This is a genomic window from Phreatobacter sp. (assembly GCF_016793595.1).
GTDB lineage: Bacteria > Pseudomonadota > Alphaproteobacteria > Rhizobiales > Phreatobacteraceae > Phreatobacter.
In genome coordinates, this window is sequence record NZ_JAEULY010000002.1 from 348,570 (window position 1) to 363,076 (window position 14,507).

At 67.3% G+C, this 14,507-nt stretch carries 13 protein-coding genes; 9 read left to right on the top strand and 4 right to left on the bottom strand.

The window, feature by feature from the left end; translation table 11 throughout:
• Window positions 1-69: 69 nt before the first annotated feature.
• The 3 genes from JNK84_RS02330 to JNK84_RS02340 form a co-directional block, all read right to left on the bottom strand.
• Complete coding sequence (locus tag JNK84_RS02330) at window positions 70-339, bottom strand: hypothetical protein (protein ID WP_293420129.1); 270 nt, start codon at window positions 337-339, stop codon at window positions 70-72.
• Window positions 340-522: 183 nt separating this feature from the next.
• Entirely contained in the window at window positions 523-1,878 is a 1,356-nt protein-coding gene (locus JNK84_RS02335) for a sensor histidine kinase (RefSeq protein WP_293420132.1), read from the bottom strand.
• 166 nt (window positions 1,879-2,044) lie between these two features.
• On the bottom strand, window positions 2,045-3,247 hold the full coding sequence (locus JNK84_RS02340; RefSeq protein WP_293420135.1) for a pyridoxal phosphate-dependent aminotransferase: 1,203 nt from the start codon (window positions 3,245-3,247) through the stop codon (window positions 2,045-2,047).
• 158 nt (window positions 3,248-3,405) lie between these two features.
• On the opposite strand from JNK84_RS02340, the gene JNK84_RS02345 reads away from it, so the two are divergent.
• From JNK84_RS02345 to JNK84_RS02370, 6 genes are all read left to right on the top strand, one after another.
• On the top strand, window positions 3,406-4,410 hold the full coding sequence (locus JNK84_RS02345) for a Bug family tripartite tricarboxylate transporter substrate binding protein (protein WP_293420138.1): 1,005 nt from the start codon (window positions 3,406-3,408) through the stop codon (window positions 4,408-4,410).
• A 111-nt stretch (window positions 4,411-4,521) separates the two neighbouring features.
• Entirely contained in the window at window positions 4,522-5,745 is a 1,224-nt protein-coding gene (locus JNK84_RS02350; protein ID WP_293420141.1) for a glycosyltransferase family 87 protein, read from the top strand.
• The gene (locus JNK84_RS02355) at window positions 5,738-6,784 is read left to right on the top strand and encodes a glycosyltransferase family 2 protein (protein WP_367272198.1); all 1,047 of its coding nucleotides are present in this window, start codon (window positions 5,738-5,740) and stop codon (window positions 6,782-6,784) included. Before JNK84_RS02350 ends, JNK84_RS02355 begins: the two co-directional genes overlap by 8 nt.
• 66 nt (window positions 6,785-6,850) lie before the next feature.
• Window positions 6,851-7,480: a glutathione S-transferase family protein gene (locus JNK84_RS02360; protein ID WP_293420144.1), complete on the top strand. Its 630-nt coding sequence runs from the start codon at window positions 6,851-6,853 to the stop codon at window positions 7,478-7,480.
• Between the two features lie 8 nt (window positions 7,481-7,488).
• A complete protein-coding gene (locus JNK84_RS02365; RefSeq protein ID WP_293420146.1) occupies window positions 7,489-7,947 on the top strand; it encodes a molybdenum cofactor biosynthesis protein MoaE in 459 nt (152 codons plus the stop codon).
• Window positions 7,948-8,044: 97 nt separating this feature from the next.
• On the top strand, window positions 8,045-9,631 hold the full coding sequence (locus JNK84_RS02370) for an ABC transporter substrate-binding protein (RefSeq protein ID WP_293420148.1): 1,587 nt from the start codon (window positions 8,045-8,047) through the stop codon (window positions 9,629-9,631).
• 51 nt (window positions 9,632-9,682) lie between these two features.
• Here the strand turns inward: JNK84_RS02370 and JNK84_RS02375 are convergent, their stop codons facing one another.
• Window positions 9,683-10,312, bottom strand: coding sequence for an FMN-dependent NADH-azoreductase (locus JNK84_RS02375; RefSeq protein WP_293420150.1), 630 nt, complete (start codon window positions 10,310-10,312; stop codon window positions 9,683-9,685).
• A 106-nt stretch (window positions 10,313-10,418) separates the two neighbouring features.
• Here JNK84_RS02375 and JNK84_RS02380 point away from each other — a divergent pair, with 106 nt between their 5' ends.
• The 3 genes from JNK84_RS02380 (at window position 10,419) to dnaG (ending at window position 14,313) form a co-directional block, all read left to right on the top strand.
• Window positions 10,419-11,396 carry a LysR family transcriptional regulator gene (locus tag JNK84_RS02380; RefSeq protein ID WP_293420152.1) on the top strand — a complete coding sequence of 326 codons (978 nt, stop codon included), beginning with the start codon at window positions 10,419-10,421 and terminating at the stop codon, window positions 11,394-11,396.
• 152 nt (window positions 11,397-11,548) lie between these two features.
• Window positions 11,549-12,328, top strand: a complete 780-nt coding sequence (locus tag JNK84_RS02385; RefSeq protein ID WP_293420359.1) for a DUF2189 domain-containing protein — start codon at window positions 11,549-11,551, stop codon at window positions 12,326-12,328.
• 80 nt (window positions 12,329-12,408) lie between these two features.
• A complete protein-coding gene (dnaG, locus tag JNK84_RS02390; protein ID WP_293420154.1) occupies window positions 12,409-14,313 on the top strand; it encodes a DNA primase in 1,905 nt (634 codons plus the stop codon).
• Window positions 14,314-14,507 lie beyond the last annotated feature (194 nt).

A 14,507-nucleotide genomic window follows, 5' to 3' on the forward strand; every position in this document is an offset into this window, starting at 1 on the left:
TGTTGCCGTGAACTTGACCATGGGTCGCCGCCGGCGACGGAAAGGTTCAGCGGACGCGCGCCACGGCGATTATCCGCGCGCCGGCGGGCGGCAGGACGAGGCGGTGCGGCGGTTGGGGTCGGTCGGCACGAAGCGCAGGGTCGTGCGCGTGCCCATCGTGCCGCTCGGCACCCACGCGCCGGGAACGGACATGACCGGCCGCTGCGTGTCGCAGAGGCAGCCGGAACAGTAGAGGACGTGATCGTTTGGCGCCGGTTGCGCCTGATCGCCGGCAAGTCCGGAGAGCCCGGCCAGCATCAGCGTGCCGGTCAGCATCGAGGCTGGCAGCGGGAGAGGCATGGGGTGCTCCCGGGATCGATCGGCCGGTGACCGGCAGCCTGCCGGGCGGCATTCCGAAGTGGTTGGACATCCCGGCGAGAGGTACCAAGTCGCCGGAGACTGCCGCGAAGAGTGGCCCTGAAGCCGCTCACTTGCTCATGGGTCGGCGATTCGGGTGGAAAGGTTCAAGCGGGTCGCGAAAAATCACGCGGCGGGTGCTGCCTCCGTGCGCGGCGCGAAGCGGATCGTGGTGCGCCAACCCTGCCGTTCCGCGCCGGGATGGGCCGGACCGCTGGCTGCTTCGCCGCGCATGCTGCGGGTCATGCTGGCAATGACCTGGCTGCCGAGGCCGGTCGATGGCTTGGCCGGGGCCTGGCCGACGCCGTCATCCTCAACGGACAGGATGAGCCCGCCCGTCGTGTCGCCCGACCGGTGCAGGCCGACGCGGATAGTGCCAGCCATCCCATTCGGGAAAGCGTGTTTCAGCGCGTTGGTCACAAGTTCGTTGACCAGCACGACATAGGACACCGCCTCGCGGCCCGACAGGCGGATGTCCTCCATGTCGAGGCTGATGGAGACCGCGCGCTCGCCCATCGCGCGGCTGATCTCGGCCAGGACATCTTCCAGATAGGGGCGGGCATCGACCTCGTCGGTTTCGACATGGAGGCGCAGGCGACGCTGACCGGCGGCGATCGCCTGGATGCGCAACTGCGCCTTTTCGAGTTCCTGCTTGACCTGAGGGCTGTCCGACTGACGCGCCTGGAGGCTGATCAGCGCCGAGACCATGGCGAGATTGTTGCCGACGCGATGGCTGACATCGCTCAGCAGCGCCTCGACACGGAGCTTTTCGGAGGAGAGCTCGGCAGTGCGCGCCTCGACGCGTTCTTCCAGCGCGACATTGGCCTCGTCGAGTTCGCGGTTGCGCTGGATGGTGACGCTGATCTGCCGCCAGCCCAGGAAGACCAGCAGCGACAGGATGGCGATGCTGAGGATGGAGCCGATCAGGCGGCGCTGCTGCGCGTTTTCGTCCCGGCGCGCCCGCAACTCGTCCTCGGCGATCTTCATGTCGCGGATGATGTCGCGGATGCGGTCCATGGCGACCTTGCCGGTGCCCCGGGCGATGATGGCGACCGCGGATGCCCGCTCCGAGCGATTGAAGGCGTCGATGGCGGCCCGAAGCTCCGCCATCTTCTCGTCGATGACCTGCCTCATCTCCGCGACGCGCCCGGCCTGCTCGGGATTGTCGGCGACCAGACGCGCGAGGGAATCGATCTCGATGGGCGCCACCCGGACGGCCGCTTCGTAGGGTTCGAGAAATTTGCGGTCGCCCGTGAGGAGATAGCCGCGCTGGCCGGTCTCCGCGTCGCGGATCTGGCCGAGGACGCGCTCTGCATTGGCCCGGATATCGAGGGAATGGGTGGCAAGGCGCGCTGATTCCGCGCCTCGGAAGTTCACCCAGGCGGCGAGGATGACCGTGGCGATGATCGCGCCGATGGCAAGCGTCGGTGCCGAGACGCCGCGCAATGCGACGTGGAAGGGCAATTCTCGGCCGAGCACCATGCGGGATACGGTTCTCCGGGGAACAGGCCACTCCTAGGCGGTTGCGGCCGCAGCGGCCATGTCAAATGACGCATAGGCGATTTTCGAACGCAAGCCACCATGCACGAACGGCGCAGCGGCAGTCAGCCGTCGCGCCGTCCGGGCAAATGGGTGTTGCGTTACCTGCTCAGCGCAGTTCGGCGCAGAACTTCTGGATCTTCTCGCAAGCCTTGGTCAGCGTCTCGGTCGATTCCGCATAGGACAGGCGGAAGGCCGGGCCGAGGCCAAAGGCCGAGCCGTGAACGATGGCGACGCCCTCGCTCTCGACCAGTTCCATCGCGAAGTCCTCGTCGGTGGCGATGGTCTTGCCGGCGGACGTCTTCTTGCCGATCACGCCCTTGAGCGAGGGATAGACGTAGAAGGCACCCTCCGGCGTCGGGCAGGACAGGCCGTTTGCCTGGTTGAGCATCGACACGACGAGATCGCGGCGCTGTTCGAAGGCCTTGCGGCGCTCGGGGATGTAATCCTGCGTGCCGTTCAGCGCCTCGACGCCGGCCCACTGGGCGATGGTGTTGGCGCCCGAGGTCTGCTGGCCCTGGACGAGGTCCATGGCCTTGATCAGCTGCTCGGGGCCGGCGGCGTAGCCGATGCGCCAGCCGGTCATCGCATAGGCCTTGGACAGGCCGTTCATGGTGAGCGTGCGCTCGTAGAGCCGCGGCTCGACCTGAGCCGGCGTGGTGAAGGTGAAGTCGCCATAGACGAGGTGCTCGTACATGTCGTCGGTGAGGACCCAGACATGGGGATGCTTCACCAGCACGTCGGTCAGCGCCTTCAGCTCCTCGCGGGTATAGGCCGCGCCCGTCGGGTTCGACGGCGAATTGAACAGGAACCACTTCGTCTTCGGCGTGATCGCCTTGTCGAGCGCCTCGGCGGTCAGCTTGTAGTTGGTCTCGGGGCCGGCCGAGACGAAGGTCGGGGTGCCGCCGCAGAGCGCCACCATTTCCGGATAGCTGACCCAGTAGGGGGCCGGGATCAGCACCTCGTCGCCGGCATTCAGCGTCGCCATGAAGGCGTTGAACAGGACCTGCTTGCCGCCGGTGCAGACGATGGCCTGCTGCCACTTGTAGTCGAGGCCGTTCTCGCGCTTGAACTTGGCGACGATGGCCTGACGCAGTTCCGTGATGCCGGAAACGGCCGTGTACTTGGTCTTGCCGTCGGCGATCGCCTTGACGGCGGCCATCTTGATGTTGTCCGGCGTGTCGAAATCGGGCTCGCCGGCTGAGAGTGAGATCACCTTTTTGCCCTGCGCATTCAGGTCACGGGCCTTCTGCGCCATGGCGATGGTCGCGGAGGGCTTCACGCGCTGGAGGGCATCGGCAAGAAAGGCCATCGGTGGGCTCCGGGTTTGAAATTCTCCGAAGGCGGGCTAAGACCACGGTAAAATTTCCCGCGGACGCCCTCGGCAGTCCGGCGGGACGTTTAGTCGCGCCCCACGGGCCGAACAAGCGCAAATCGTTCATAGAAGCCATCATTTTTGGGAGGCATCCAATGGCTGGCACCGGCATGAGCTCGCGGCGCAACGTTCTTCTCGGCATCGGCTCGGCGCTTGCCGCGCCGGCCTTCGTGCGCAGCGCGTCGGCGCAGGGCACCTGGGCACCGTCCCGGCCGATCAAGATGGTCGTCGCCTATCCGGCCGGCGGACCGACGGACGGCATCGCCCGCATCGTGGCGCAGGACATTTCCGGCGTGCTTGGCCAGCAGGTCGTGGTCGAGAACCTTGGCGGCGCGTCCGGCGCCATCGGCACCCGGCAGGTCGCGCGTTCCGAGCCGGACGGCCACACCATCACCTTCGGCAACAACCAGACGCACGGCAACAACATGTTCCTGATGAAGGAGCCGGGCTACGACGCCGTGAAGGATTTCGCCCCGCTCGCGGGCGCGGGTGCGTTCGAGCACATTTTCGTCGTCAAGAACGAGTCGCCGGCCAAGACGATCCAGGAGCTGATCGCGCTCGCCAAGGAGAAGCCCGGCGAGCTGAACTATGGCTCGACCGGCGTCGGCTCGGGCTCGCACCTGTCCACCGAGCTTTTCATGGTCCGCACCGGCACCAAGATGACGCATGTGCCCTATCGCGGCGCGGCGCCGCTGGTGCAGGACATCGTCGGCGGCCGCATCGACGTCGCCAATTCGACCATGGCCAGCGTGTTCACGCAGATCAATGGCGGCCTGATGCGCGGCATCGCCATCGGCTCGCCGAAGCGCAACGCCCAGCTGCCGAACATCCCGACGCTGCGCGAGCAGGGCGTGACCGACGCGGACGCCGAGAGCTGGACCGGGTTCTTCGCGCCCGCCGCGACACCGGCGGCGGCACTCGACCGGCTGTCGAAGGAAATCCTCGCCTCGCTGGCGAAGCCCTCGGTGGTCGAAGCCATCACCAAGCTCGGCTTCACCATCACCGCGCGCAACCCGGAGGAATTCCGGCCCTATCACGCCCGCGAGATGCAGACCTGGGCGGAGATCATCAAGGCGGCGAACATCCAGCCGGCCGGCTGAAGCCGCTGGCGCAGTTCGCCTGTCGGGCTAACCTTTCGGGCTAACCTTTCAGGCTAACCTTTTCTTCGGCCCTTGCTGCCATGGTGCCCCGGAACTCGATCCGGGGCGCGCATGCTGGAGACCATCCGTTCAGGCGACTGGCTGACCGAGGATCGCGCGCGCGCCTATGCGCTGATCGTCGCGGTCATCGGCCTTGGCGGGCTGGCGCTGATCTGGATCGGCGGCGGCCCGATGACCGACCGTTTCGGCCGGCCGATCGCCACTGACTTCTCGGGTGTCTGGACGGCCGGGCGCATGCTGTTGTCGGGCGATGCCGCCGGGCTGTTCGACCCCTGGACCCATTTCGCCTTCCAGCGCCGGGCCTTCAGCGACCCCAATGTCGAGGTCTATGGCTGGCACTATCCGCCGTTCTTCCTCACCGTCGCGGCGCTGCTGGCGACCATGCCCTATGTGCCGGCGCTGGCTGTCTGGCAGGCGTCGACCTTCGCGCTTTACCTCGCCGCGATCCGGGCGATTGCGCCGGCCCACCGCCTGCTGATCGTCGTCGCCATCGGCTTCCCCGCGGTGTTCGTCACGCTCGGCCACGGCCATAACGCTTTCCTCACGGCGGGGTTGCTCGGCTTCGGCCTGCTGCTGCTCGACCGGAGGCCGGTCATCGCGGGAATCTGCATCGGGCTGCTTGCCTACAAGCCGCAATTCGGCCTGATCCTGCCCGTGATCATGGTGCTCGGTGGCCACTGGCGCGCGGTCGCGGCCGCCGCCGCGACGGTCGCTGCCATGAGTGTCGGGGTCACGCTCTGGCTCGGCCCGGAGGTCTGGCTCGCCTTCCTGAAGGGCGCGAGCTTCACGCGCGCGGTGATCCTCGAAGACGGCATCACCGGCTGGCACAAGATCCAGTCGACCTTCTCCGCCTTCCGCTCGTTCGGCGCACCGCTGCCGCTCGCCTATGGCGCGCAGTTCGCGGTGACCGGCGCGGTGCTTGCCGTACTGGCGCTGATGGCGTTTCGCGGCGCCGACCGGCGGCTTCTCGCGGCCATGGCCGCCACCGGCGCGCTGCTCGCGACGCCCTATTGTCTCGACTACGACATGACCATTCTCGGCGTGGCCATAGCCTTCACCGCAGCCCACGGCGTCGAGAGGGGCTTTGCTCCTTATGAAAAGAGCCTCCTCGCGCTGGTCTGGATCGTGCCGCTCATGGCGCGCGCCACCATGATGACTACCGGCGTGCCGCTCGGCGTCATGGTCATGGCCCTGTTCTTCGGCTTCCTCGCGGCGCGGGCGCTCGCTGAGAAGCCCGACATTCTCGCGGCCCCATGGAGGTTCGCCCGTGGCTGAGCCGAGGAAGGCGCTTGCCGCCCATTCTCCCGCCGCTGCCGCCGAAAGTCCGGCGCGGGCGCTGATCGACGATCTCGCGAAGAAGCTCGGCGCGGCCGCCGGCCTGCCCGACGTGGCGGTGCTGCTGCCCTGCTACAACGAGGCGACGACCATCGCCGAAACGGTGGCGGCCTTCAGGGCCTCGCTGCCCGGCGCGACCGTTTACGTCTATGACAACAATTCCACGGACGGCACCACCGACATCGCCCGCGCCGCCGGAGCGACGGTCAGGCGCGAGCCCTATCAGGGCAAGGGCAACGTGGTGCGCCGCATGTTCGCGGATATCGATGCCGACATCTATGTCATGGCCGATGGCGACATGACCTACGACCCGACCGCGGCGCCCGATCTCGTCGCGCTGCTGATGCGCGACCAGCTCGACATGGTGGTCGGTGCCCGGGTCGACAGCGAGGAGGCGGCCTACCGGCGCGGTCACCGCTTCGGCAATGCGCTGTTCAACCGCATCACCCTCGCGATGTTCAAGTCACCGTTCAAGGACATCTTCTCGGGCTACCGGGTGTTCTCGCGGCGCTTCGCCAAGTCGTTTCCGGCGTCGTCCTCGGGCTTCGAGATCGAGGCTGAGCTGACGGTCCATGCGCTCGACCTCAAGCTGCGCACCGACGAGGTGTCGCTGCCCTATGGCCGCCGCCCCGAGAATTCGCATTCCAAGCTAAAGACCTATCGCGACGGCGCGCGCATCCTGTGGACGCTGGTCAATATGTACCGGACCGTTCAGCCGTTCCGCTTCTACGGGCTGATTGCGCTGGTTCTGGTGGGGACGAGCCTCGGCCTCGCCGCACCCATCGTCGCCACCTATCTCGACACTGGCCTGGTGCCGCGCTTCCCGACCGCCATCCTGTCGGCGGCGATCATGCAGCTCGCCTTCCTCATGCTGGTCTGCGGACTGGTGGTGGACGCCATTTCCGGCGGCCGGCGCGAGATGAAGCGGATGCGCTATCTGGAATTGAAGGCGGCGGCGGCCCCGGACGCGCCGCGCTGAGCGGCGAGTGCCGTTTCGTTCGCCCGATCGGCTGACTTCGGCCGGAACGTTCGCTATATCGAACGTATGAACCTGACCCTTCACGCCATGCAGCGCTCGGCGAACTGCTACAAGGTGCGCCTCGCGCTGGCGCAGCTGGGCATTCCATTCGTGCTGAAGGATGTCGACATCCTGCGTGGCGACACCCGCACGCCCGAATTCCTGGCGATGAACCCGCGTGGGCGGGTGCCGGTGCTCCAGCTTGGCGACGGCACCATCCTGATCGAGTCGAACGCCATCCTGATGTATCTCGGCGAGGACACGCGCCTCGTCCCCGAGGACAAGGTCGAGCGTGCCAGGATGATGGCCTGGCTGTTCTTCGAGCAGAACTCGCACCATCCCTCCATCGGCGAGGCGCGCTTCTGGCTGTCGCTGATCCCCGGAGGGCGGGAACTGAAGCGCGACCTGATCGACGACTGGATGGAGCAGGGCGAGGGCGCGCTGGCCCGCATGGAGGCGCAACTCGTCGCCTCTCCCTTCATCGCGGGGGAGAGCTTCACGCTCGCCGACATCGCGCTCTACGCCAATACCCATCTCGCCCACGAGGCGGATCTCGACCTTGCCCTCTTCCCCGCCGTCAGGGACTGGGTCGCACGGGTGGCGGCCCTGCCGGGCCATATCGACATGGACTGGCGCCCCGAACTGGTCGCGGCCTAGGATCGGCTATGGCGGTTCGGGTTCAGCGTGAGGATTTCGATCTCGGGGCCGAGGTGAAGCGCCTGACGGCCGGCCGCGTCGATGTCGGCGCCGTCGCGACCTTCACGGGCCTGTGCCGCGGCGCGACCGGCGACGAGCGCATCGGCGCGATGACGCTGGAGACCTACGAGGCCATGGCGCTGGCCGAACTCTCGCGCATCGAGGCGGAGGCGCGGGTGCGCTGGCCGCTGCAGGACGTGCTGGTCGTGCATCGCTACGGGCGGCTGGAGCCGGGTGACAATATCGTGCTGGTGGTGGCGCTGTCCGAGCACCGGCAGGCAGCCTTCGCGGCCGCCGAATTCCTCATGGACTTCCTCAAGACCAATGCGCCGTTCTGGAAGTTCGAGGAAACCGGAGCGGGCGGCGGCTGGGTGGACGCCAAGGCCGCGGACGATGCCGCCGCCGACCGGTGGAACGCGCCGCGATAGCGCGCGCCGATATCGCATTGTCCCATCGGCAGGCCGCTTTACAGGCGGCGATGTGCTTCCCATTCTGCCGCGTCAATCGATTGCAAAGGGGACTGCCATGACCCTCCGCCCATCTCGTCGCCTGTTTCTTGGCGGTTCAGCCGCGGTTCTCGCCGCGCCGCGCCTCTCCCTCGCGCAGGGCGCCAATGTGCTGAAATTCGTGCCGCAGACCGATGTCGCCGTGCTCGATCCCGTCTGGACCACGACCTATCCGACCCGCGACCACGGCTATCTCGTCTTCGACACGCTGTTCGGCATAGACGGCCAGTACAAGATGCAGCCGCAGATGCTGGCGGGCGCTGTCACTGAGAACGAGGGGCGCGTCTGGAACCTGACGCTGCGCGACGGGCTGAAGTTCCATGACGGCGCGCCCGTGCTCGCGCGCGACTGCGTCGCCTCGATCAAGCGCTGGGGTGCGCGGGACGCTTTCGGTCAGGTGCTGATGGCGGCGACCGACGAACTCTCCGCGCCGGACGACAAGACGATCCGCTTCCGCCTGAAGCACGCCTTCCCGCTGTTGCCGGACGCGCTGGGCAAGGCCTCGCCCAACATGTGCGCGATCATGCCGGAACGCCTCGCCAACACTTCGCCGATGGAGCGCGTGACCGAGATGGTCGGCTCAGGCCCCTACCGGTTCCTCGCCGGCGAGCGGGTTCCCGGCGCGCTGATTGCTTATGCGAAGTTCGACGGCTACGTGCCGCGCTCCGGCGGTACGCCGGACTGGACGGCCGGGCCGAAGGTCGCCCATTTCGAGCGGATCGAATGGCGCATCATGCCGGATCCGAACACCGCGATGGGCGCGCTGCGCGCGGGCGAGATCGACTGGTGGTATTCACCCGACGCCGACCTCCTGCCGGCGCTCAAGGGCATGCGCGGTGTCTCGACCAAGGTGATCGATCCGACGGGGTGGATCTCCACCATGCGGCTCAACCATCTGGTGCCGCCCTTCGACAATCCGGCGATCCGCCGGGCCGTCCTTTCAGCGGTCAGCCAGGCCGATTTCATGGAGGCCCAGACGAGCGACAAGGAGCTGTGGAAGGACGGTGTCGGCATTTTCTGCCCCGGCACGCCGATGGCGACCGATGCCGGCATGGCGGCGCTCGCCAGTCAGCGCGATCTCGACAAGGCCAAGGCCGCGATCATCGCCGCCGGCTACAAGGGCGAGAAGGTGGTGGTGCTCGGTGCAGCCGAGATCGCCAGCTCCAAGGCGCTCTCGGATGTCGGGGCCGACCTCTTGAGGAAGCTAGGTTTCAACGTCGACTACCAGCTGTCGGACTGGGGGACGGTGGTGCAGCGCCGCGCCAAGACAGACCCAGTCGATCAGGGCGGCTGGAACGTCTACCACACGTTCTGGAGCGGCACCGATCAGTTCACGCCGGCGGGCCATGCCTTCCTGCGCGCGCACGGGCGCAATGCCGGGCCCGGCTGGCCGGACATTCCCGGGCTGGAGCGGATGCGCGACGATTGGTTCAGGGCGCCGGACATGGCGGCTCAGGTGGCCGTCGCCCGGCAGATGCAGGAACTGGCCTTCCGGGAAGTGCCCTATATCCCGCTCGGGCAGCGCTTCTTCCCGACCGCGTTCCGCAGCAACCTCACGGGCATGCTGAACGGCAACCCGGTCTTCTGGAACATCCGGCGGGCGTGAGGCGACTGGCGGAAGCCGCCCCACGCACCGCCGGACATCCGGCCCCAGGCGTCACGCCGCCTGGGCAAGTCCGATGTCGAGAGCGGGAATGCCGCGCTCGGCCTCGGCGATCGACTTTGCCTTCTGCTCGGCGCTGATATTGACGCCCTCGGCCCGAACGAAGGTCAGATCGGTGATGCCGAAGAAGCCGAACACCGCGCGCAGGTAGTTTTCCTGGTGGTCGATGGCCGCCAGAGGCGTGCCGGCGCCGTAGAAGCCGCCGCGAGAGGAGGCGATGATCACCTTCTTCGCCCCTGCGAGCCCTTCCGGGCCCTTCTCGGTGTAGCGGAAGGTCTTGCCGGCGACTGCAAGGCGATCGATCCAGGCTTTCAGCTGCGAGGGGATCGAGAAGTTGTACATGGGCGCGCCGACGATCACGATGTCGGCGGCGAGGAACTGGTCGAGAGCCTCGGCGGCATCGGCAAGGTCCTTGCGCATCTGTGCGTCGTGCTGGCTGGCATCAATGGAGCCGGCCGCGAGATGCGCGCCGGTGAGATGGGCGATCGGGTTGGCGACGAGGTCGCGATAGGTGACGGCCAGGCCGGGATGGCGAGCCTTCAGTTCGGCGACGGTGGCGGCGGACAGACGGCGCGAAACCGAATTGTCGCCGAGGATGCCGGAATCGATGTGCAGGAGTTTCATGGCGCGGGTCCTTGCGTGAATTGGGGCCGGCCGCTTATCTAGAATCGCGAACGATCGACCTGTAGTCAGCAATATTCGAACTGATCGTTTCTCCTGGGAAACGCCAATGCTGGACCTCAACGACCTCTCCCTCTTCGCGGCTGTGGTGCGGCATCAGGGCTTCTCGCCAGCAGCGCGCGCGTTGCAGGTGCCGAAATCGAAGCTCAGCAAGCATGTCGCGCGGTTGGAGGAACGGCTGGGGGTGCGGCTCATCGAGCGTTCGACCCGCCGTTTCCGTGTCACCGAGACGGGCGAGGAGGTCTACCAGCAGTGCCAGGCCATGCTGGCCGGCGCCGAGGCCGCCGAGGCAGCCGCGCTCAGGGCGCGGGCGGAACCGAGCGGCGTGGTGCGTGTCGCCTGTCCGCCGGACTTCGGCTACAACCTGATGGCCGTTATCCTGCCGGGCTTCATGAAGCGCCATCCGGCCGTGAGGGTTCAGCTCAACGTCTCCAACCGGCGGGTCGACCTGATCGAGGAGCGAGTCGATATCGCCTTGCGCGTGCGCACCAGGCTCGACACCGAACCGGACCTGACCATGCGGGTGCTCGGGCAGAGCCGCAGCCTGATCGTCGCCAGCCCCGCCTTCGTGGCGGCGCATGGCGGCACCATCGACATCGACCGGATCGGAGGACTGCCGACGCTGACCCATGCCGAGGGCGTGCTGCACGACCGCTGGCAGCTGACCGGTCCCGACGGCCAATCCCGCGACATCGTCCACGAGCCGATCCTCGCCTGCAGCGATTTCACCATCCTGCGCAATGCGGCTCTGGCCGGGCTCGGCATGGCCCTGCTGCCCGATCAGGTGTGCCGCGACGAGGTCGAGGCGGGCCGCCTCGTCCAGCTCCTTCCCGAATGGACGGCGCCGTTCGGAACGATTCACATGGTCTTCGGCACGCGGCGCGGGCTCCTGCCGGCGGTGAGGGCCCTGATCGACCATATCGTCGCGGAGTATCCGGTGATCATGTCGGAATGCGCCGAAGTGCGCGCCGCCACTCGCGCCATTGTGTCGGACGACCTTCGCGACAAATGGCTCATGCGGGTGTAGGGTGACCTAATCGATGTTCAGGTCTGACGCCTCGCGGCGGCCATCGTGAACCGACCTCCGCGGCGCTGCCGGGCCTCGAACGGCCACGACAACGGACGGTCGCCATGGCACAGGCATCCTATCCGCAGGCAGATTCCTTCCAGACAGGCACGATGCGCGTCGGCGAGGATGCCGACCACGAACCCATCACCATTCGCCGGATCGGTACCGAGGACATTCGCCAGGCCCTGGCGCAGGGCTTCGACGATTTCTCACGGCAGCCGAGCCATCTCGTCTTCCTCGGGCTCATCTATCCGATCGTGGGCCTGCTCATCGGGCGGGCGGCCATGGATGCCGAATGGGTCATGCTGCTCTTTCCGATCATGGCGGGCTTCGCGCTGATCGGGCCTTTCGCGGCCATCGGCATCTATGAGATTTCGCGACGGCGCGAGCAGGGGCTGGACACGGCCTGGAGCCATGCCTTCGACGTGCTCCGATCGCCGGCGCGCTGGTCGATCCTGCTGGTCGGGGCGATACTCATGGTGCTGTTCGTCGCCTGGCTGGCGAGCGCCATGGCGATCTATCGCTGGGCGTTCGGCGACTTCGTTCCGGCCGGCCAGACCGACTTCATGTATCGGGTGCTGACCACGGGCGAGGGCTGGGCGCTGATCCTCGTCGGCAACGCCGCCGGCTTCCTGTTCGCACTGGTTGCGCTGACCACGAGCGTCATTTCGTTCCCGCTGCTGCTCGACCGGCATGTCAACGCTTTCAGCGCCATGGGCGCGTCGATCAGGGCGGTAGCGGCCAATCCCGGCCCGATGGCGCTTTGGGGGCTGATTGTCGCGGCCCTGCTGGTGATCGGCTCCATACCGCTCTTCGTCGGGCTGGCCGTGGTCGTGCCGGTGTTGGGGCACGCGACCTGGCACCTCTATCGCAAGGTGGTGGTGCGGTAGGGGAGGTCGCGGCTGGTCTTGTCCACAGGCTGGCCAAGTCAGGCGATGTCCGATGATCGGACATCGCCTATATCTGCCTAATGCGCTTTCCGCCTTCGTTCCTGGACGAAATCCGGCAACGCCTCCCCGTGTCGGAGGTGGTGGGCCGGCGCGTCAAGCTGAAGAAGCAGGGCAGGGAATGGCGCGGCCTGTCGCCGTTCAACGCCGAGAAGACGCCGTCCTTCTACGTCAACGACCAGAAGGGCTTCTACCACTGCTTCTCGTCCGCCAAGCACGGCGACATCTTCCGCTTCCTGATGGAGACGGAAGGGCTGAGTTTCCCCGAGGCGGTGGAGCAGCTCGCCTCGCAGGCCGGCGTGCCCATGCCGAAAGTGACGGCCGAGGAGGTGCAGCGGGCCGAGAAGGCCAAGACCCTCTACGAGGTGATGGAACTCGCCGCGAAATTCTTCGAGGCGCAGTTGCAGGACCGCGCCGGCGCAAAGGCGCGCGGCTATCTCGCCGGCCGTGACCTGCGCGCCCCGACGCAGGTGAAATTCCGTCTCGGCTATGCCCCGCCCGAGCGCTTCGCGCTGAAGGAGCATCTCGGCGCCAAGGGCGTGCCGGTGGCCGATATGGTCGCGGCCGGGCTCCTGGTCCATGGCGAGGGCATCCCGGTGCCCTACGACCGGTTCCGGGACCGGGTGATGTTCCCGATCACCGACCTGCGTGGTCGCGTGGTCGCCTTCGGCGGCCGGGCGCTGGAGAAGGACGTTCCGGCCAAATATCTGAACTCGCCGGAGACCGATCTCTTCCACAAGGGTTCCCTGCTCTACAACGCGTTCGGCGCGCGCGAGCCATCCCACAAGACCAATCGGGTCATCGCGGTCGAGGGCTATGTCGACGTCATCGCCATGGTCATGGCGGGGATCGGCGAGACCGTCGCCCCGCTCGGCACGGCGCTGACCGAAGGCCAGCTCGAACTGCTCTGGCGCATGGCGCCGGACCCGGTCCTGCTGTTCGACGGCGACAAGGCCGGCCGCCGCGCGGCCTATCGCGCCGTGGACATTGCCCTGCCGCTCTTGAAGCCCGGCCGCAGCCTTCTGTTCGCGGCGCTCCCCGAGGGGCAGGATCCGGACGATTTGATCCGCTCGTCGGGCCGCGAGGCCATGGACGCGGTTCTGGCGCAGGCCCAGCCGCTCGCCAGCATGCTCTGGCAGCGCGAGACGGAGGCCGGCGTCTTCGGCACGCCGGAGAAGCGGGCGGCGCTGGAGGCGCGCTTTGCCGAGGTCGTCGCGACGATCGGCGACGAGAATGTGCGCCGTCACTACCGCGACGACGTGTTCGGCCGCCTGTCGGACCTGTTCCGGCCGATGCAGCGGGAGCGACGCGGCCCCGGCAGGGGACAGGCGGGTGGTTTCCGCGGCGGTTCGGCCTTTGGCGTACCAGATCACCGGCCCTCGCCGGCGCTGGCGGCGAGCGCGCTCGTTCGGGGGCCGCGCGCGGCGCTGCCCATGCGCGAAGCACTGATCCTGACCGCCCTGCTCAACCATCCCTGGCTGGTAGACGGGGCCGAGGAGGACATTGCGGCGCTGGACCTGCGCCATCCGCAGGCGGAAAGCCTCAAACTGGCGCTGCTGGACCTCCACGCGCAGGGTATCGAGGGCGAGGCCGAGGCCTATGCGGCCGCGCTCGCAGCGGCCGGCCATGACGGGCTGGTCGGCCAGGTCAGGGGCACCGTTGCGGTCCACGCGGTCTGGGGCGCCATGCCGGGGGCGGCAAAAAACGACGTCGAGGTGACATTCGGGCAGCTCATGGCCTTGCATCGCAAGAAGCAAGCGCTAATTAAGGAAATCCGGGATGCCGAACGCGCCTTCGGCGAGGACCCGACCGAAGCAAACGAGCACTGGCTTCTCGACGCCAAGCGGCGCGAGGCGGAGCTTGTTGGCACCGAAGCCCTGATCGAGGGCTTCGGGGCGGCTTCCGGGCGGGGTTCGCGCAAGGGGTGAGCGGAACCGATTGGGAATTGCAGGCGGGTGGATGTATCAGGGGGTCATGGCCGCGCAGCGGAGACGAGGCGCAAGCTCATGGTTCATAAGGTCTTAAGGACGCGGGCCTTAGGGGATAAAAGTCAGGTGTGACAGGGGCGCGCCAGCGGTCGGGCGCAGCCCCTTTTTTGGCGTTGAGGCGGGCCTTGAACCCG

What these genes read in the sequence shown, in the direction of transcription:
- JNK84_RS02350 (WP_293420141.1), top strand. Translation starts at nt 4,522, where the DNA reads ATGCTGGAGACCATCCGTTCAGGCGACTGGCTGACCGAGGATCGCGCG.
- JNK84_RS02375 (WP_293420150.1), bottom strand. Translation starts at nt 10,312, where the DNA reads ATGAAACTCCTGCACATCGATTCCGGCATCCTCGGCGACAATTCGGTT.
- JNK84_RS02365 (WP_293420146.1), top strand. Translation starts at nt 7,489, where the DNA reads ATGGCGGTTCGGGTTCAGCGTGAGGATTTCGATCTCGGGGCCGAGGTG.
- JNK84_RS02370 (WP_293420148.1), top strand. Translation starts at nt 8,045, where the DNA reads ATGACCCTCCGCCCATCTCGTCGCCTGTTTCTTGGCGGTTCAGCCGCG.
- JNK84_RS02385 (WP_293420359.1), top strand. Translation starts at nt 11,549, where the DNA reads ATGCGCGTCGGCGAGGATGCCGACCACGAACCCATCACCATTCGCCGG.
- JNK84_RS02335 (WP_293420132.1), bottom strand. Translation starts at nt 1,878, where the DNA reads ATGGTGCTCGGCCGAGAATTGCCCTTCCACGTCGCATTGCGCGGCGTC.
- JNK84_RS02330 (WP_293420129.1), bottom strand. Translation starts at nt 339, where the DNA reads ATGCCTCTCCCGCTGCCAGCCTCGATGCTGACCGGCACGCTGATGCTG.
- JNK84_RS02360 (WP_293420144.1), top strand. Translation starts at nt 6,851, where the DNA reads ATGAACCTGACCCTTCACGCCATGCAGCGCTCGGCGAACTGCTACAAG.
- JNK84_RS02340 (WP_293420135.1), bottom strand. Translation starts at nt 3,247, where the DNA reads ATGGCCTTTCTTGCCGATGCCCTCCAGCGCGTGAAGCCCTCCGCGACC.
- JNK84_RS02345 (WP_293420138.1), top strand. Translation starts at nt 3,406, where the DNA reads ATGGCTGGCACCGGCATGAGCTCGCGGCGCAACGTTCTTCTCGGCATC.
- dnaG (WP_293420154.1), top strand. Translation starts at nt 12,409, where the DNA reads ATGCGCTTTCCGCCTTCGTTCCTGGACGAAATCCGGCAACGCCTCCCC.
- JNK84_RS02380 (WP_293420152.1), top strand. Translation starts at nt 10,419, where the DNA reads ATGCTGGACCTCAACGACCTCTCCCTCTTCGCGGCTGTGGTGCGGCAT.